This window comes from Brevibacterium salitolerans (assembly GCF_039531405.1).
Taxonomy (GTDB): Bacteria; Actinomycetota; Actinomycetes; order Actinomycetales; family Brevibacteriaceae; genus Brevibacterium; species Brevibacterium salitolerans.
The window spans coordinates 73,984-92,688 of record NZ_BAAAPZ010000011.1 but is presented as its reverse complement, the minus strand read 5'-3'; the positions used below and the strand labels follow the sequence as shown (position 1 = coordinate 92,688).

General features: G+C 69.5%; 12 protein-coding genes. 6 read left to right on the top strand and 6 right to left on the bottom strand.

Annotation, left to right across the window (positions count from 1 at the left end; translation table 11 throughout):
• Positions 1-253 precede the first annotated feature (253 nt).
• Both ABD240_RS12470 and ABD240_RS12465 read left to right on the top strand, forming a co-directional pair.
• Positions 254-634 carry a hypothetical protein gene (locus ABD240_RS12470; RefSeq protein ID WP_344337575.1) on the top strand — a complete coding sequence of 127 codons (381 nt, stop codon included), beginning with the start codon at positions 254-256 and terminating at the stop codon, positions 632-634.
• A gap of 65 nt (positions 635-699) precedes the next feature.
• Positions 700-2,067, top strand: coding sequence for a GntR family transcriptional regulator (locus ABD240_RS12465; RefSeq protein ID WP_344337573.1), 1,368 nt, complete (start codon positions 700-702; stop codon positions 2,065-2,067).
• A 43-nt stretch (positions 2,068-2,110) separates the two neighbouring features.
• Here the strand turns inward: ABD240_RS12465 and ABD240_RS12460 are convergent, their stop codons facing one another.
• Positions 2,111-4,516 (bottom strand): SdrD B-like domain-containing protein, encoded by a 2,406-nt coding sequence (locus ABD240_RS12460; RefSeq protein WP_344337571.1) that lies wholly within the window; start codon positions 4,514-4,516, stop codon positions 2,111-2,113.
• A gap of 612 nt (positions 4,517-5,128) precedes the next feature.
• Here ABD240_RS12460 and ABD240_RS12455 point away from each other — a divergent pair.
• Positions 5,129-6,037, top strand: a complete 909-nt coding sequence (locus ABD240_RS12455; RefSeq protein WP_291793488.1) for a cation diffusion facilitator family transporter — start codon at positions 5,129-5,131, stop codon at positions 6,035-6,037.
• A 62-nt stretch (positions 6,038-6,099) separates the two neighbouring features.
• Here the strand turns inward: ABD240_RS12455 and ABD240_RS12450 are convergent, their stop codons facing one another.
• The 3 genes from ABD240_RS12450 to ABD240_RS12440 form a co-directional block, all read right to left on the bottom strand.
• Positions 6,100-7,221 (bottom strand): glutamate--cysteine ligase, encoded by a 1,122-nt coding sequence (locus ABD240_RS12450; protein ID WP_344337569.1) that lies wholly within the window; start codon positions 7,219-7,221, stop codon positions 6,100-6,102.
• Between the two features lie 67 nt (positions 7,222-7,288).
• A complete protein-coding gene (locus ABD240_RS12445; protein WP_344337567.1) occupies positions 7,289-9,706 on the bottom strand; it encodes an FAD/NAD(P)-binding protein in 2,418 nt (805 codons plus the stop codon).
• The gene (locus ABD240_RS12440; RefSeq protein WP_344337566.1) at positions 9,703-10,989 is read right to left on the bottom strand and encodes a peroxidase-related enzyme; all 1,287 of its coding nucleotides are present in this window, start codon (positions 10,987-10,989) and stop codon (positions 9,703-9,705) included. Before ABD240_RS12440 ends, ABD240_RS12445 begins: the two co-directional genes overlap by 4 nt.
• Before the next feature lie 226 nt (positions 10,990-11,215).
• On the opposite strand from ABD240_RS12440, the gene ABD240_RS12435 reads away from it, so the two are divergent.
• The 3 genes from ABD240_RS12435 (at position 11,216) to ABD240_RS12425 (ending at position 16,047) form a co-directional block, all read left to right on the top strand.
• The gene (locus tag ABD240_RS12435; protein ID WP_344337565.1) at positions 11,216-12,409 is read left to right on the top strand and encodes an MFS transporter; all 1,194 of its coding nucleotides are present in this window, start codon (positions 11,216-11,218) and stop codon (positions 12,407-12,409) included.
• 168 nt (positions 12,410-12,577) lie between these two features.
• Entirely contained in the window at positions 12,578-14,197 is a 1,620-nt protein-coding gene (locus ABD240_RS12430; protein ID WP_344337563.1) for a glycoside hydrolase family 3 N-terminal domain-containing protein, read from the top strand.
• 362 nt (positions 14,198-14,559) lie between these two features.
• Positions 14,560-16,047 (top strand): MFS transporter, encoded by a 1,488-nt coding sequence (locus ABD240_RS12425; RefSeq protein ID WP_344337561.1) that lies wholly within the window; start codon positions 14,560-14,562, stop codon positions 16,045-16,047.
• A 185-nt stretch (positions 16,048-16,232) separates the two neighbouring features.
• Here ABD240_RS12425 and ABD240_RS12420 read toward each other — a convergent pair whose 3' ends face one another.
• Entirely contained in the window at positions 16,233-17,375 is a 1,143-nt protein-coding gene (locus ABD240_RS12420; protein WP_291794411.1) for a sulfurtransferase, read from the bottom strand.
• Between the two features lie 102 nt (positions 17,376-17,477).
• Positions 17,478-18,704, bottom strand: a complete 1,227-nt coding sequence (locus ABD240_RS12415) for a THUMP-like domain-containing protein (RefSeq protein WP_344337558.1) — start codon at positions 18,702-18,704, stop codon at positions 17,478-17,480.
• Position 18,705: the final 1 nt, after the last annotated feature.

The window sequence follows — 18,705 nt, the reverse complement described above, 5'->3', positions numbered from 1 at the left end:
ACGTCGTCGCGGAACTCCTTGGTGACGTCATCCATCCAGGTGCCCCCAGGTACGCCATCTCCGATGTCTTCCACTCGTTCAGCAGGCCCGTGTATTCGTCCGCATTCTCGCCGCTGCATTGACCCACCTTGACCCTGACCGTGGCCCGGTCGATGCCGTCGATGGAATGGATTCCAGCAATAGGCGGGAGATAACCTGATAAACATCGGCTGATACCCTCTGGGTCAGGTACAGTACTAACATTGGATTCCAGATGGAGGGGCGCGAGGAGTCAGTGATCACCGGTGGGTACACGCTCGACATTCTGGCCGGTTCGGGCTTGCTTCTTGTGCTGTGGTACGTCCTCATTGCGGTGTATGCGTGGCACCACCGTTACCCGGGTGGCATCGTCAGACGGCGCAAGGCTCTTCAACTTGCCCTGACGGCCTCGTCTGCAGTCATTACGGCAGCTGGGGCTGTATGGCTGTTGCGCGGTGCTGCTCTCTGGATGCACAGTTCTGGGCTACTGCCGAGCTTTCTGGCGTGGTTGGGGTCTTTCGTCCTCCTGGTGATCGTGGCACCCACCGTGGGTGTGCTTGCCGGTGCCGCGGTCATCGTGCTCTACCGGCGTCATGAGGGCACCCATCAGGGCTGATCGACGCGACCCGCTTCCGGAGCCCTCTCCAAGGAGGAGTATTCGGATGCGCTATTGTCCATGAGATGCAGAGTCTGAAAGTCAGCCCATCTCCTGCTTCTGCCGAGGAGCGAGTCCGACTGACGCTGCGTGCGGAGATTATCGACGGGATACGCCCGGGTGGCACCCGTCTCGTCGAGGAGGCCCTTGCGAGGGAGTTCGACGTCAGCCGCCTGCCTGTGCGAAAAGCGCTCAGGCGTCTGATCGGTGAGGGTCTGGTCGACCGCATGCCCCGACACGGCGGCATCGTGCATCGCATTTCCCTAGCGGATGTCGCGGATATCGCAGAGCTTCACGGAGCCCTCGACGTATTCGCCGTGAGGGAAGCAGCCACGCGGCGCACGCAGGAGGATCTCAACCTCTTTCGCGAGGATGTGCGCCGAGCGCGCCGGGCGAGTGAGGCGAATGATGTGGCTGCTCTCAGCCGTGCGGGGGTGAAGTTCCGCCATCATGTGTATGAAGCGGCGCGGAACAGCGTTCTGCTTGAGCTTGAAGAAGCACTTGAGGGGCGAACTCTGCGCATGTTCGCCCTCAATGACAGTCAGCTGATCGCCCCCATCCGCTACTACGAGCAGTTCGAGGAGGCGTTCCGTGCAGGTGATCCCGCCGAGGCCGAGCACGCGATGGTCGAGCTCAGTGCACATTTCGAGCAGGCGCGGCGTGAGAGGGCGCTCGCGGAGCTCGGTGCGCTCGATGTTGCGGGTGACGATCTGCCCGGCGCGGAGGAGCGGCCATGTGCGGAGGAGGCAGGCTATACCCCTGATTACGTTCGCCTACGGGACCAACTGCGTGAGGAAATCATTGACGGCACGCGGCCTCCTGGCAGCGTCGTATCCGAGCGGAAGCTCGCCGAGGAGTTCGGCATGAGCCGTGCTCCGGTCGGGGAGGCCTTGGAGCAGCTGGCGCGGGAGGGGCTGCTGACCCTCGGTGCCTCACGGACGGCATCGCGAGTACGTGGGCTGGGGGAGGACGAGCGCAACGATCTGTTCGAGGTCTGCGCGGTCCTCGACGCTCTTGCGATGCGGCTCGCCGCCCAGCGTCCCACCCAGGCGGAGGTCGTGGAGCTGAAGCGTCGGTTGGACGTGGAGGAGCGGGCTGCCTGCTCCGACACCGCCGCCCGGCTCCGCGCAATCTTCGATTTTCGCGCTCAGATCTATGCGATGGCGGGCAATGAACTGCTCATCGAGGTGGATTCCTGGATCGAGGGCAGAACTCGTATGACCGTGTCGAACGCTCCCATGGCCGATTTCGTGCTGCATGCGCACAGGCTGTTGTACCGGGCCATCTCCAGCAGGGATGCGGAGCTGACAGAGACGATCTACCGCGACGCCTTCACACGCACCGACATCAGGCGCACGATTTTGCAGAACGTACCCATTCAGCTGGACGACTGAGGGCGGAACACCACACGGTGCTCCGCCCTCAGAAGGGGATGGGTTACTGGATGCTGCGCCTCCGGACCGCCCAGACGATTACAGCTCCCGCTGCCATCAGCGCCAGGCCGCCCACCAGAGCGAATGCGGTGAAGCCGTTCGCGCCGGTCCGAGGCAGAGACTCGTCATCCTTCGGCTTATCCGTCGGGTCGGACGTCGGCTCCGTGGTCGGGGCCGGAGTCGTGGGATCGTCCGTCGGGTCAACCGTGGGATCAACCGTCGGGTCAACCGTGGGATCAACCGTCGGGTCAACCGTGGGATCAACCGTGGGATCAACCGTCGGGTCAACCGTCGGGTCAACCGTGGGATCAACCGTCGGGTCAACCGTGGGATCAACCGTCGGGTCAACCGTGGGATCAACCGTCGGCGTCGGGGACGGTGTCGGGTTGCCCTCGTAGCTGATGATCACGCGGGCGCCGGTCTCGTTGCCGTTGACGTCCTCGACGATGTAGTCGATAGGCGTCGGGTTGCCCTCGAAGCCGTCCTCGGGGGTGAAAGTGATTTCACCCGTATCCGTGTCGACTGTCCAGGTGCCCTCACCCGGGACCACGAGTTCCGTGACGTGCTCACCGGTCTCCGGATCGACAATCCGCACCGTGCCCGGCACGAGGTCGCCCTCATCGTTGTCGAGGACAGGCACCGTCACCGGAGTGCCGATGGGGTGGCCGTGCGACTCGTCGTCACGTGCCTGCGGCAGTGCCGGGTCTTCGTCCACGTAGGTGATGTGGACGTTGGCGCCGGTCTCGTTGCCGTTGGTGTCTTCAACGGTGTAGGAGATGTCGGTCGGCTGTCCCTCGAAGCCGTCTTCGGGGGTGAAGGTGATGGAGCCGTCCTCGTTCACCGTCCAGGTGCCCTCGCCGGGAACGACGAGTTCCTTGACGGGGTCACCGTTGGGGTCGGTGATGTTGACGGTGGACGGGTCCAGGTCACCCTTGTCGTTGTCGAGGGTCGGGACGGTGACTGTTTCGCCGCGGGGGTTGTTCAGCTTCTCGTCGTCGGTGGCCTCGGGCAGGTAGGTGACAACGACGTTGGCACCGGTCTGCTGACCGTTCTCATCCTCGACCGTGTAGTCGATCGGGGTGGGGTTGCCCTCGAAGCCGTCTTCGGGGGTGAAGGTGATGGAGCCGTCCTCGTTCACCGTCCAGGTGCCCTCGCCGGGAACGACGAGTTCCTTGACGGGGTCACCGTTGGGGTCGGTGATGTTGACCGTGCCGGGGACGAGTCCCTCGGAGTCGTTGTCGAGGACTGGGACGGTGACGGGGTCGCCGATGGTGTTGCCGTGCGACTCATCATCGGTGGCCTCCGGAGCCAGTACGAAGCCGGCATCGGTGTCGCTGTTCTCCGGGTTCGCAGAGTCGATCGACACGACGCCGGACTCGCCATTGGCATCAATATCGGAATCCGCTGCGCGGTCATCGCCTGCGCCCGAGGTGGTCGGAACCATGCCCTCGGGAGCGCTGACCCGCACCTTGTACTCGCCGTAGGGGAGGTCCTCGAACACGTAGTTGCCATCGGCGTCCGTCGTGGTCGTGATGGGGTTGCCATTGGCGTCGAGGACCGGGTTGCCATCGGCGTCGAGCAGTTCGATCACGACATCGGCGATACCGGGTTCGCCCTCGTCCTGGATGCCGTCGCCGTTCGTGTCGCTCCAGACTCTGTCACCGATCCGGCCGTTCTCCGGCAGGCGGAGCGAGACGCGCTGCAGATCGGCGTTCTGCGAGTCGGTGCGGTCGTTGGCGAGGTTGCGCTCGGACAGGGTGGTGTTGAGGCCGTTGACCCCATCGAAGCGGCTGCCGTCATTGACGAAGTAGGCGGCACCGGTTCCGTAGTCCGCAGTGGAGTATGCCGAGAAGGGTGTGGCGTGTGCGGAGATGTCGAAGGTGACCTCAGAGTAGGTGCCCTTGAGGATGACAGAACCGCAGCCGGCTGATGCGGTGCGCGGGCTCGCCTGGCGCGTACCGGGCTGCTGCTGCGGGTTCTCGTTGCAGTTCGTCCACGTGTTGAGGTCGTCCACGGTGAGTGAGGTCGCGTCCGCGGACAGGTTGACCGCTCCGCCGGAGACACTTGCGAAGGTCACTCCCTCGGTAGCGAGGCTCCAGTCAGTGGTGTTGAAGGAACCCCGCGCGCCGCTGTTGCCGTTGCTGTTGGCCGGGGTTGCCCACACGAAGCCGCCGAGACCGGAAATGTCGAGCACCATGTCCGTGACCGGCTTGGAGAAGTTCAGAGTGAGCTGACCCACATCGCAGGCGCCGTTTTGGTTCTGGTGAGCCGCTGTGCCCAGCGCTCCACAACACCCAGCGGAGCCATTGGTGTAGAGGCCGAGTGCGGGGAGATCCGCAGGGTTAGGCGCACCGAGGAAGTTCGCCGCCGTGGCACGGTACGCACCCTGGTTCGTGCCGTTGCCGAACACGGATGTCGAGGGGGCTTCGGTCGGAGTTCTCCGCAAAGCTGGCTTCGACCTCCACGCCGCCCAGCCGGGAGGGGAGGAGCGTCTCTGCGCTGTGATAGGAAGCGCCGCCGTTCGTGGGCGAATACTGAGTGGTGACGTTGTCACCGGTCATCGTCCACGCGTCGTTGAACACGTAGCCGTTCTGCGTGACTGCTGCCGCTGGCGCTGCGGTCATGACCGAGGTTGCGGTGAGTGCGCCGGACGCGAGGGCTAGCGTGCCGAGCGCGGAGGCAACGCGCTTCAGGCGTGAACGCTGCCCCCCGTGCTTGGGCGGTGGATGTTGAGTCGACATCAGTGCCTTCCATGGTTGTGCGAAATGAGGCCGCTGTGCAGCTGGGCTTCCTTGGTGGCCTGGAATCCCGAAAGCTGATTCCGAGGAAGAGGGCCGCCTTGCATGTTACCCCCTCCGGCGCGCTGATGACATGACTGTCCGCCCTGGAGTGGTAATCTCGGCCGTGTGTCTCACACGGCATGCGCGTGCTGGTGGAATCCAATGATGTTCGGGTGGTGCCCGGGAGCCTCCGGGCCCGGTGCCCTGCGGCGGCCCGCAGGTGAGAGCGAGGAAGGGCGGTCGTGGACAGCGAGAAGAAGGCACTGACAGTCTCACTCACGGGCATTCTCACGGTGGCGGCGCTGGGGATCGGCTTCGGCCTGCTGTCCGGCTCCTATGCCATCGCTTTCGACGGGATGATCTCGCTTGTCGACGCGATCATGTCGCTTGTGTCCATCCAGGTTGCCGGACTCATCACTCGTTCGCTCTTGCGCGGCCCCTCGTCTCTCTTCGGGGTGGGCTACTGGCACCTGGAGCCTTTTGTCCTTGCTCTGAACGCGCTCCTCATGATGGCCGTCACTGGCTATGCGCTCGTCCAGGCGGTGCTCGCGCTCTTCTCCGGCGGGCGAGCGGTGGAGTTCGGTCCGGCTGTCGTGTACGCGGTGGTCGTGGTGATCCTGACAGTCTCCTTTGCCGTGGTCGAACACCGGGCGAATCGGAAGATCGGTTCGGCGCTGGTGGCCATGGACGTGAAGGGCTGGATCATGACCGGCGGAGTAACCGGAGCGCTGCTGCTTGCGTTCGTGCTCGGAGCAGTGCTCGACGCTCGGGGTCAGGATCAGCTCACGCCTTATGTGGATCCGGCCGTGCTCGTGCTAGTGGCGATTGTCCTGCTGCCAATCCCGGTCCCTACTCTGCGGAGGGCCGTGCGTGAGATAGCGCTCGTGACTCCGAGCTCATTGCGTGCAGAGGCCGAGGCGGTTGCCGAGCGCACCGCGCACACCCACGGGTTCAGCTCTTCCGCGGTCTATCCGGTGCAGGTCGGGCGTTCTCGGCAGGTGGAGATCGTGTTCCTCGTGCCGGAGAAGGCTGACGTCAAGCCCCTGCAGGAGTGGGATCGGATCCGCCGTGAGGTGGGCGCCGAACTCGGTGCCGAGGATCCCAACAACTGGATCACTGTCGCGTTCACTACCGACCCGCAGCTGCTCTGATCGAAACGGCCGGGGAGGAGGCCGTCCTCCGAAGAACCGTGCACGATGAACAGCGGTGCTCTTCACGGCCTCCCGGCGCGGAACTCCTCGACCAGCAGCCCGGCGACGTCCTTGAGGTCGCCCGTGCGCGCAAGACGCTCGCGCTGACGCTGGTAGCCGGCGCCCCAGGCGGCGAAGGAGGTCATGAGCTCCAGCTCCTCCTCGCACTCCAGCCGGGCGGCGACGGGACGCAGCCGGACCACCTCGTCGGCGATGACCTCGGTGACGAGGCGTTCGTCCGCCGCCGCATTCTCGATGATGATGGCGTCCATGCCGTAGCGGGCCGCCCGCCACTTGTTCTCCACATGGAACCAGTCCGGCATCGTCGGCAGCGTCTCGCCGCGGTCCAGCCGCTCCGAGAAGTCGTCCACGAGGCACTGCACGAAGGCGGTGACCGCGGCGAGCTCCGCCGTGGTGGCCAGACCGTCGCACACGCGCACCTCGATGGTGCCCCAGCCCGGAGCCGGCCGGATGTCCCAGCGGATCTCGTTGAGCTGGTCGATGACGCCGGTGTGGAGCATGTCCTGGACGTACTTCTCGTAGCCTGCCCAGTCCTGGAACTGGTAGGGCAGTCCGGCGGTGGGCAGCTGCTGGAACATCATTGCGCGATTCGAGGCGTAGTGGGTGTCCGTCGCCTCCCAGAAGGGGGAGGAGGCGCTCACCGCCTGCAGGTGGGGGACATAGGCGAGCAGCGCATTGAGGATCGGGAGGACCTTCGCGCGGGAATCGATGCCCACGTGCGTGTGCACGCCGTATATGAGCATGTGGCGGCCCCACCACTGGGTGCGGTTGATGAGCTCCGCATACCGCTCCTTGTCCGTGACCTCCTGGTCGTGCCACAGTGCGAAGGGATGGGTGCCCGCGCTCATGAGCTCCAGTCCCAGGTCGTCCGTGACGGGGCGCAGCTCGCGGATGATCGACTCGAGGTCGTCGACGACGCCGCGCACCTGGGTGTGCACGCCGGAGACCACCTCCACGGTGTTGGTGAGCATCTCGCCGACCACGTGTCCCGCGATCGAGGATCCCGCGATCGCGTCAAGCACCTCGCCGGCGCGCGGCACCAGATCGAGGCTCTCCCGATCCACGAGGGCGAGCTCCCATTCGGCGCCCAGCGTGGAGCGAGCGGAGTCAGCGAAATCAACCATGCGCGTCATCGTATTGCACGTGCTCGCGCCGTCCGCGGTCCGCGCCCGCCCGCTCCGTCACGGAACGTCACACTGCGCTTTCCGCAGGGGTTTCGGCCCCTGCGGGCGCCTCGGCGGCGGAGGTTCCGGCCTCGGCAGCGAACGTTCCGGCAGCGGGTGTTCCGGCCTCGGCCTCGGGTGCCTCCGCGCCCGCCGTGGCGGCAGGACCCCGCACAGTCCTCCGCACCGCTCTGCGCACGATCTGCTTCGCGGCGATGTCCGCACCCGCCAGCAGCGGCGACGGCTTGTGCGGCGTGGCGCCGATGGCACTGCCCGGCTGCGTCGTGGACGCCGGGATGCCCAGCACCACCACGCTCGGATCCTCGCGCGCGTACTCGTCGACGAGGTTGTGGCCGGTCTCCGCGGTCTCGGAGACCTCCGCCGGACCCGCCTCCAGGTAGTCGGTCTGCACGTAGTCCACCGTGTGGATGCGCGCACGCCCGGAGGTGAGGAGCGCCTGCAGCAGAGGGTCGTCCGTGTGCGGCACGCGGCCCTTGGACATGCGCGTCTCCAGCAGGACGGAGGACTCCGCTGTGCGGCCGGTGATCCGGGAGAGCGCCCGGAACCGTCCGGCACCCGGGCCTCCCTCGGTGCTGTTCGCCTCCGCGGTGACGACGGTCTCCGGTCCCAGCAGATCGACGATCCCAGCGTCGATGAGTGCGAGCACCTGGCGCACCCGCCCCGCCGGCGGCCCCGAGGCCAGGAACAGTCCGTCCGAGTCGAACCAGCCGTGCAGGTCCCGGACCAGCGAGGAGCCCGCCACCGCCCCCACAGCGCCCAGCTGCTGTGCTGAGCCGCGGAGCACGCTCATGACACGGTTGACCGCCGCGCGGGGGTGCACCGAGGCCTCGCTCATGGAGGCGAGCTCATCCGTCACGAGGGTCTCCACGAAGGCGGCCCAGGCCTCGGGCGTGGTCTGCTCGCCGCGCGTGGGCCGGCGGAGGTCCGCAATCGTCCAGTTCCAGCGCGGATCCGTCACTGCCGTGCGGAGCACCTCGTCCACGTCCTCGCCCGTGCGGCAGGCCTCCAGGGCAGGGATCCAGGGGGCGGAGACTTTGGCCTCGGGGGAGTTTCCGCCTGCTGCGCCGGCCAGGGGTGCATCCGTGCCCGAGCTGGCTGCGCCGGGCTGGGGCACATCCGCGCCCGAGGCGGTGGACGAGCCCGCACGAACGTGAGCTGTCTCGGAGGCAGCCGGGCGCAGGTCCTCCCGCAGCGCCTCAGGGGCCCAGCCGGCAAGGGCGGCGAGGTACTGGTCGGCGATCTCGCGCGCGATGTTCGGCCACACCTCGGCGGCGAAGTCGAGACCGGCGCGCTCGCCCAGCTCCGCGAACCATTCGGGAGTGGCCCACCGGGGCGTGAACGGACGCTCCTGGGAGTACGGCACCGGCTTGCTGCGGTAGGGCATGCCGCGGCGGGAGCCGGCCACCAGGCGCGGCTCCCGGCCGCTCGGCAGGTAGCGCAGGCGGCCGTGCGGATCACCGGGCACCTCCTCGAAGGTCCCGCCCCATTCCGCGACCAGGGCGCCCACCACGTCGAAGAAGTTGGCCCCCAGGCCGCGCACCAGCACCGTCTCACCGGCGGGCAGCGCGGAGAAGTCCCGCTCCGCGGGCATGCCGGGAGGGACGTAGCGGAGCCCGTGGGTCCGGGCGAACGTCGTGAGACGGCGCACCTCCGCGTCCGGCTTGGCCTGCACCATGCCCTGCGCGAGGACGACGGTGGGCGCGGCGAGCCGGCGGCCGTCGGCGAGGACCACGGCGGTGTCGGGGGCCTGCGTGGTGCCGGCTGTGTGCTCCGGGGTGGTCTGGTCCAGGCCGGCTTGCCCCGGATCGGTCTTCTCCGGGGCGGTCTGCTCCCGGCCGGCTTGCTCCAGATCAGCCTGCTCCAGGTCGACGGCCAGAGCCGTGAACTCGGTGAGGTTGATCGCCGGATCCGCCGCTGCCGCATCGAGCTGATCGCGGTAGTACACGCCCTGGAGCCTGCGGGAGGTGAAGTCGAGCGCGCGGAGGCGGCCGGCCTCGGCGGTCACCCAGTCCCCGGCGGGATGGCTCCCGGCTCGTGCGACCTGCTCCATCCACTCGACCAGCGTGGGGCCCGGGGAGGGCGGTCCGCTGAGCGGGGTGGACTCGTCCGGATAGATCGTCGTCGCCGAGGCCGTCGTGTTGTTGAGGTACTCCGCCGGCTGGGAGGTGAGCCAGGTGGCCCCGGGGCCCACCTCCTGGACGTCCACGATCGCGATGCGCACCGGTCGCGGCAGGGACGCGTCCGCACGCAGCCGCGCTGCGACGCGGATGACGGTGGCGACGCCGCGCGGGCCTCCGCCCACGATCACCGCGTCGAAGTGCTGGGTGCCGGCGTCGGTGCGCCCCTCATCCGCTGCGCCGCTCACTCGGCCTCCGGCTTCGTCGTTCGCGTCCTTCAGATCGTCAGTGACCGCCGTGTTCGTCACTCGGCCTCCGGCCAGTAGGGCTCGCCCAGGGTGAGCATGAGCCGGTTGGCCCAGCCGAAGAACGCGGTCGAGGCGACCAGGTCCGCGATCTCCAGGTCTCCCAGGCCGATGCCGCGCAGACGCGCCACGTCCGCGGCCGTGAACTCCGGGCGCAGGGCCGCAAGGCGTGCGGCGGTCTCCACGAGCACCGTCCAGCGCTCGTCCTGCCCGTCGGCCAGCTGCTCGACGGAACTCGCGACCCAGTCCGTGTCGCGCGGGAGCGTGACGGCGAGGACGCGGTCCACGTCCTCCTCCCGCTTGGTGCGCTGCGTGGCCTTGCGCGCGTGCACGGAGGCGCAGTAGACGCAGTCGTTGACCTTGCTGGAGACGGCGGCGGCGAGCTCGCGTTCGCCCTTGGGCAGCCCCGCCTTCGAGAGGAACACCTCGTTGTCCAGCGCGGACCGCGCCTTCGTCACGCCCGGCGTACGGCTGATGAGGCGGAAGTAGACGTTCCCGGTGCCGGACTTGGCGGCGAAGGACGCGATCTGCTCCTTCGTGAGCTCGTCCGCGGCCGGTGCGGGCACCCAGGGCTCCCACTCGAGCATCTTCTGCGTGAAGGCGGTGGGCCGCAGGCGTCCCTCGCGGGTCCGGTCGCTGCGCTGGCCGTCCCGGCCGCGGCTGGCGGGTACACGCGTGGACTCCGGAGCATCTGCCGGCGCGGCTGCGCTGGCCTCTGCGGTGCCGACCTCCGTGATGCCGGACTCTGCCGCGCCGGACTCTGCGGTACCGGCGTCGGCGGTGCCGGGGTAGGCGTCCGCGAGCGCACGGGCCCCGGCGACGAGCCGGATGAGGTAGGACTCGAAGGAGACGAGCTGGCCCAGCAGCACCACGAGGTCAGGGTCGATGCCGGCGGTCATGAGGTGCTCCTGGTCCTCCGGCTCCGCGAGCGCGGGGGAGACCGAGACGATGTCCGCGTGACGGAACACGGCGGCGAGTACGGGGTCGGGGAGATCCTCGCCCGCCAGAGCGGCGTCGAGGAGAGAGGCATCCGCTCCGGCGGCCCGGTGATGGGCGTACAGCTCCGCGGAGCCCTGCTGCGCCGCGACGACTGCGGCCAGCGCATGCAGCACCGGGGCCGGGAGCGGGTGCGCGTCCGCGTACAGGGCGGAGTAGGCCTCACGGGTGTGAGCGAGCACCTCCGGCTTGGACTCGGAGAGGACGCTGAGGAGCGGGGAGCCACCCAGCAGGGTCGCGAGAGGGTCATGCGGTGTGTGCGAAGCGTGCGGCGCGGTGGGAGCGGTCATGGAAAGAACTCTGGCACGCCGGCTGCGCGCACGTCCACGCGGTGCGTCATATGTCACCGGGGCATGTGTCACCGGGGCATGCCGCCCGGGCGAAGAGGCCTCCGTGCGGAGCAGCGTCCGTGCGATATGCGATGGTTCGGGGGAGAGATGCGGTGAGCCGCGCACCGCGGACAGCGCACCGCGGACAGCGCACCACGGACCGCGCGCGACGGGGAGAGGGAGGCAGATGGCACAGGACGGGACGCGTGCAGGGGTGCTCCGGACCCCGGGGATCCGCGCGCTCATGGCGCTGTCCATGCTCGGGTTCGCCGGGTACAGCTCTCTGCTGTCCACGGCGCCGCTCTGGGCCGTGCGCGGAGGAGCGGACGAGGCCGGTGCGGGCATGGTCAACGCGGTCATGATGGCCGCGACGGTGGCCTTCCAGACCCTGGTGCCGAGTTCGCTTCTCCGGCTGGGCTGGCGCACCACCCTGACGGCGGGGGTGCTCCTCCTCGGAGCGCCCTCGCTCGCCCTCCTGTTCACGGATTCGCTCACGGGCATCCTGCTGCTCTCTGCCGTGCGCGGTGCCGGGTTCGCGGTCATCACGGTGTGCGGATCCTCGGCGACGGCTGTGCTCGTGGGACCTGCCCACCGGGGCAGGGCGATCGGCCTCTACGGCCTCTCGATCGCACTGCCGCAGATGCTTCTCGTGCCCAGCTCTGTGTGGATCGCGGAGCAGGTGGGGTTCTGGGCGGTCTTCGTGCTGGGTGCGCTGCCGGTCGCGGCGGTCGTACCCGCTCTGCTGCTGGGGAGCCGGATCGACCGCCTTGAGGGGCAGGCCGCTCCCGAGGCCCCCTCCGGCTCCGCACGGTCCGGCACCTCGGGCAGACCTCTGCTGGCGCTCATCGTGCCCTCGCTGGTGCTGCTGTCCATCACCACTCCGGGAGGTGCACTGCTCACCTTCGCACCGCAGTTCCCGGGGCTGGGCGGGCCCGCAGTGGTGGGCCTCTTCCTCTTCACGCTCACCGCGGCGGCCACCCGCTGGCTGGTGGGCGGTCTCGCGGACAGGTTCGGGCATCGCGGGTTCCCGGCGCCGCTGTCACTGATCGGCGCACTCGGCCTGGGCCTCACCGCCTGGGCCGTGAGCAGCCAGAGCGGTGCGGCGCTGCTGGGCGGGATGGCGCTGACCGGGATCGCCTACGGCAGTCTGCAGAACGTCACGCTCATCGAGGCGTTCGCCTCCGTCGGTCCCCGTCACCGCGACATCGCGAGCATGGTGTGGAACATCGGCTTCGACTGCGGCACCGGCCTCGGAGCCCTGCTGGTGGGCTTCATCGCCGCAGGCACCAGCTTCACGGTGGGGCTGGAGATCACCGCGGGGGTCTGCCTCCTCGTCGCCGTGGCCCTGGCCCCGCGGCTCCTCGTGCACGCCAGGTCCTGAGACGCCGGCCTCACGTGCGCACGGCCCTGGCCCCCGCCGTGCTGGGCTCCGGTCCGAGGCCGCAGTCCCCGCGGGCGCACCAGCCGCCTCGCGCCCGCGGTTCTGGGCGCCGGTCCCCACGCGTGCGGATCGACGGCCCGCGGAGTCGGGACCGTTAGCATGGTCGGCATGCGCAAACGCTTGAGTGCCGTCGCGGCCTCCCTCGCCGTGCTGATGGCCGGATGCTCCGGACCCGCCGACGAAGCCGCTGAGCAGGCGGAGACCACGGAGGCGGCCCAGGAGACGGTCCCCTCCTCGCCGCCGGCCACGGACTACCGGGCTCCGGACCCGGCAGAAGGGGTCGCGGAGGAGGACCGGGAGAAGGCGCGGGAGATCGTCGAGGGCATGAGCGACGACGAACTCGTGGGCAGCGTGATCATGATGACCTTCCGCGGCACGGACGCGGAGGCCGCGGCGGATGCGATCCGGGAACGGCACCTCGCCGGAGCCATCGTCATGGGATACAACCTGCCTGACGGCGCGGACGCCGAGACCGTCGCCGGTGTGACGGACACCCTCGCCGGTGCGATCGGGGACAGGGGCTGGCCCGTGGCGATCGGGGTCGACCAGGAGGGTGGGCCCGTGGCCCGCCTCAACAGCGCGGCGGTGGAGTTCCCGCCGCTCATGGCCGCGGGTGCCGCGCGTGATCCGCAGCTCACCCAGGAGGCGATCACCGGGCAGGGCACCGACGTGCGGGACCTGGGCTTCACCCTCGACTTCGCGCCCGTGGCGGACGTGACCGTCGGGCGTGAGGACCCGACGATCAATGTGCGCTCGGCCGGCTCGGACCCGGAGCTGGTCTCCGCGACGTCCACGGCGGCGATCCGGGGGTACACCGCCGCCGGCGTGGCCTCCTCGGCCAAGCACTTCCCGGGCCACGGGGCGCTCACCGTGGATTCGCACGAATCGCTGCCGGTGTCCGAGGAGAGCCTGGCAGAGCTCGAGGAGTCCAGCTACGGGCCCTTCGAATCGGCGAAGGAGGCGAACGTGCCCACGGTCCTCGTGGGTCACATCGGCCTGCCCGGCGCGGAGGATCTGCCGGCGACGCTCAACCCGGACGTCTACGAGTCGCTGCGGGAGGACGTCGGCTACGAGGGCGTGGCCGTGACGGATGCGCTCAACATGGGCGCGATCACGGAACAGCCGGGGCAGGAGACCGTGAAGGCGATCAGGGCCGGTGCGGACCTGGCGCTCATGCCGGACGATTCGCAGGTGGCGGTGGACGCGCTGAAGTCGGCGCTGGACTCCGGCGATCTGGACCGGGAGCGGCTCGTGGAGGCCGCCGGCCGCGTCGTCGCGATGCAGCTGTGGCAGGCTCGTGCCGCCGAGGCCGCGGAAGCCCACGCTCCTACGGACGAGGAGGCGGACGAGAGCTTCACCGCGCTCGCGGACGCCTCGCTCACCGTGCTCAAGGGCGAGTGCACCCTCCCGGAACCGGCGAAGACCGTCAGCATCACGGGTGGGGACGAGGCGCAGCAGGCCGCGATGAAGAAGGCGGCCGAGGAGGTCGGTCTCACGGTGGGCTCCGGCGGCACGACGGTGAGCTTGGACGGTGAGGCCGCCGCAGACGTGGCAGTGGGCACCGCAGCACCGTGGCAGGTGGCGGGTTCCGGAGCGGACACGGTGCTCGCCGTCTATGACGACAACCCCCATGCGCTGCGCGCCGCCGCGAAGTACATCGCGGGGGAGCTCACGGCGGAGGGCACGGTCCCCGTCGAGGGCTTCGAGGACGCGCCCACCTGCGGCTGAGCGGCGCACCCACGCGCCCACCCCGCGGCTCCCCACCCAACCCCCAAGTTACGTCTGCGTAGCGGCCGCCCACCACGGCCGCTACGCAGACGTAACTTGCAGATGAGGTGCAGCCGAGGGTGCGGAGGCGTGGAGGGGAGACGCGCAGTGGAAGAGGCGTGCAAGGGGGAAGCGGCGTGGACGGGACCGGAGCAGCGGGGAACCTGAGAGGCCCTGCGTGACCTCGCTTGACGTCGTGTGTCATGCGGAGGCGGACGATGACATCGGGCGCCAGAGGCGCGAGTCACCTGTGTTTCAGTGCGGGAAGCGGTCCGTCATGAGGGGCGGCCGCAGACCGGTCAGGCACTGCACCAGGAGGCCCCATGTCCCCAGAAGGCGTTCCACAGGGTCCGGCCTCGCCCCACGTATCCGGCTCGCCTCAGGAACTCGCTTCTCCTCAGGGCCCCGGACCGTTCCACCATCCTGATTCGGCGTCCTCGTCCGCAGGAGGGTCCGCCTTCGCGCGGCTGCTCGACCGGCAGGGGATCTCGCGCACACTGGCCTGGGGCTTCCTCGCGCTCATGCTGTTCATGGTGGGCGACGGGATCGAGCTGAGCTTCCTCTCGAACCACCTCACGGAGCTGGGATTCGGCGGCGGCCGAGTGGCCCTGCTCTTCACCACCTACGGCATCGTGGTGGCCGTCGCTGCCTGGCTGGCGGGAGCCCTCGCGGAGTCGTGGGGGCCTCGGCGGGTCATGCTGGCGGGCGGGATCATCTGGATCGTCTTCGAGGTGGTGTTCCTGCTGCTGGGCGTCATGCCCGGGAACTACCCCGTGATGATCCTGGCCTACTCCGTCCGGGCCGTCGGCTACCCGTTCTTCGCGTACGGCTTCCTCGTCTGGGTGACGATGGAGACCCCGGACCGGGTGATGGGCAAGGCCGTGGGCTGGTACTGGTTCTTCAACGCGATGGGGCTGGGCGTCATCAGCGGCTACTTCGTCGCGATCGTGGTGGAGCCGTGGGGAGCGCTGGGCACCCTCTGGTCCTCACTGGTCTTCGTCGCGCTCGCCACGCTCATGGTCGCGGTGCTGATCCGCTCGCGGCCGGGGGCGTCCCGGATGTCACGGGAGCAGACGGTGCGGGGACTGGTCACCAGCGTCACGATCATGGCGGAGCGGCCCAAGGTCGCACTGGGCGGTCTGCTGCGGATCATCAACACGATGTCCTACTACTCCTTCGCGGTCTTCCTGGGCGTGTACATGGTGGGGACCGTCGGCTTCTCGCAGGCGCAGTGGTCCTCCATCTGGGGCACGATGCTGTTCGCCAACGTGCTCGCCAATGTGATCTCCGGGTATGCCTCGGACCTGTGCGGGAGGCTCAACGTCATCGCCTGGGGCGGCGGGTTCGCCACGGCGATCACGGTGCTCGGCTTCTACTACGTGCCGCAGGGTCTGGGGGCGAACTACCCGGTCGTCCTCGTCCTCGGGATCGTGTACGGGCTCGCGCTCGGCATGTACGTGCCGCTCTCGGCAGTGGTGCCGCTGCTGGCGCCGCAGAACAAGGCGGCGGCCGTGGCCGTGCTGAACCTGGGTGCGGGACTCTCCAACTTCGTGGGACCGGCGATCGCCGGCCTCGTACCGCTCATGGGTGTGGCCCCGGTGGTCTGGGTGCTTGCGGCGATCTACCTGGTGGGGCTGTTCCTCACCTTCCTCCTCCGGGAGCCGGGGATCGAGGCCCCGCGGATCGAACGGAAGAGGACCTCCGCAGAGGGGATCACCAGCTCTGGACGTGCTCACGCCGCCGGAGCCGAGGCCATTGCCGCCGCCGGAGCCGGTGCGCCTGCCGAGGCCAAGTCCGCCCTCAGGCAGTAGGCGCGCGCACCCGCCCACCTCCTGGCCCGGGTCCGGCACTTGCCCTTGCCGCACACCCAGGGCCTCACCCAAACAAGTTACGTCTGCGTAGCGGCCGTGGTGGGCGGCTGCTACGCAGACGTAACTTGCGAAGAGGAAGTGGTGGGGGCGGAGGAGAGCGCCCAGCGTCCTGCTGCGCGCTGAGCTCAGGCCTCGGGGCCGGTGGCGACGGGGCGGGCAGGATCGTTCGACCAGGCCGACCAGCTGCCGGGGAACAGCGCGGCCTCCACGCCCAGACTGGCGAGCGCGAGCACGGTGTGGCTGGCGGAGACTCCGGAGCCGCAGTAGGCGCCCACCGCCGAGGTGCCGTCCGCCTCGGCGTCCACCGGCACACCCAGCGCGCGGTAGTGCGCACGGAGGTCCGCAGCGCTGCGCAGGTGCCCGTTCTCGGAGTTCCGGCCGGCCGGGGCATTCCGTGCGCCCGGGATGTGCCCGGCGACGGGATCCATCGGTTCGGCCAGGCCCTCATAGCGTTCCGGTGCCCGCGCGTCCAGGAGCACGCCGGAGGGATCGTGCGCGAGGGCCGCGGCCTCGTCCGCCGTCAGCACCGGCATGGAGCCGGGGTGCACGGTGAACGTGCGAGTCCGCCCGGCTGGATTCGCGCCGGTGGTCCCGGTCGCGCTGCTCTCACCGTCGGCGCCTCCCGTGACCTGGCCGCCGGCACTCGCCTGACCGCCCGCGCCCATCCCGGTTCCGTCTTCAGCGGGCCCCGCACCCGGCCCCGTCTCCACCGGGAAGCCGGCGTCGCGCCACGCGGGCCAGCCGCCGTCGAACACGCGGACGTTCGTATGCCCGGCCCAGCGCAGCAGCCACCAGGCACGGGCAGCGGCCTGACCGCCGGCGTCGTCGTACACCACCACGGGAGTGCCCGCCGAGGCCGGCTCGCCTGCATCGCCGGCCGCACCTGGAACGGCGGGCCGGGCCGAACGCACACCCCAGGCGTTCGCCGTCGCCTCGAAGGCCTCGGCGCTGGGCAGGGGGTGCCGGCCGCGGGTGGGATCCTGCGAGGAGTGGTCGGCGAGCTCCTCGTCGAGGGAGACGTAGCGCGCCCCCGGGATGTGACCGGCTTCGAACTCCTCCCGGCCGTCCGGACGCATGAGGTTCCAGCGGACGTCGAGGATGACGGGCGCATCATTCGCGGCCTCGGTGCCTGTCCCGCCGGAGGAAGCTTTGATTCCGAGCAGCCGCGCGAGCTCGTCGACGGTGACGAGCACGGTCTCGCGGGTCTCAGCGCGAGAGCGCGCATCAGTGAGAGAACGGCCCTCGGTGGAGGAGGAGTCTGCTGACATGGGGAGTCCCTTCTGTGTGCGGTGCGGCCGCTGCGGCCAGATATGAGGGTGCGGCCGCCTCGCTCAGCGCGCGGTGCGGCCGCCCGTCGAGTCCGATCGACCTCACACCTCGGCGGGGACGCTGAGGTCCACGGGCTGGGTGAGGAGGACGACGTGGTCCTCGCCCAGCCGGGTGAAGACGAGGGTCGCGGCCTCCCCGTCCGGGAGCTTGAGCTGGCGTCGCACCTGGTCCGGCACGATGTCAGCCCCGCGCTTCTTGATGACCACGCGGCCGATCCCGCGCTCCACGAGCGCACGGCGCAGCTGCTTGATCCCGGCGGGAAGCACCTCGGCGATCTCGTAGGCCCGCACGGCGTTCGCCGCAGAGCCCGTGGGCAGCGTGTCCCCGGTGAGGTAGGCGATCTTCTCGCTGACCCGGCGCATGCCCAGCGGTTCGCAGAGCGCGGTGACGAGGCCGGAGCGGACGATCGCGCCGTCGGGCTCGAACAGGTAGGTCCCCAGTTCGCCGATCCGCTCCTCGTCGTCCTCCGGCAGCTGCGACTCGTGGATCTGCAGGGCGGAGCCGGCACCCAGGACGAGGGCGTTCCTGCCCGGGCGCTGCCGGACGCTGCCGTGGAAGAGGGCGACCTCCACCACGTCGCCGGATTCCGAGACCCACTGCGCCTCCCAGCCGTCCGGGATGAGTGCGTGGTCGAGCGCCGGTCCCAGCTTGATGCCCACCCCCTCCACGTGTGCGGCCGTCGAGAACGCCCAGGTGAGGGTGGGGGAGAAGGATTCGGGGTCGGTGAGACGGCGAGCGGCGCTGGTGCGGCCGTCGCCGGTGCGGCGTGCGGGGTCCAGCCAGAGCACGTCGAGGGCGGAGAGGTCCTGCTCCTCGGCCAGGCCCTGCTCGACCGTCACGGTGTCGAGCGACCGCAGGTTGTAGGCGGCCAGAGCGGCCGTGACCGGATCGGCGTCCACTGCACGGACCGTGCCGCCCAGGCCGGCGATCGCCATGGAGTCCCCGCCGAGGCCGCACCCCAGATCACCGATCGTCCCCGGCTCCGCGGCGAGCAGGCGCCGCGCGTGGTGCGCGGCGACGGAGAGGCGGGTGGCCTGCGCGAGCCCGTCGCGGGTGAAGAGCATGCGCTCCGCGAACGACCCGAACTTGGCCTCGGCCTCCTGCCGCAGCTGCGCCTGCGCGAGCAGTTCGCGGGCCAGCTCCGGGCTCATCCCGTCCTCGCGCAGGCGGGTGGCCAGTGCGAGCTCCTGGGACGGCGAGTACCCGATGCCGTCCAGCAGTGTGAGCACGGTGGGGTCGAGCAGCTGCGCGAGTGTGGCCTCATCCATG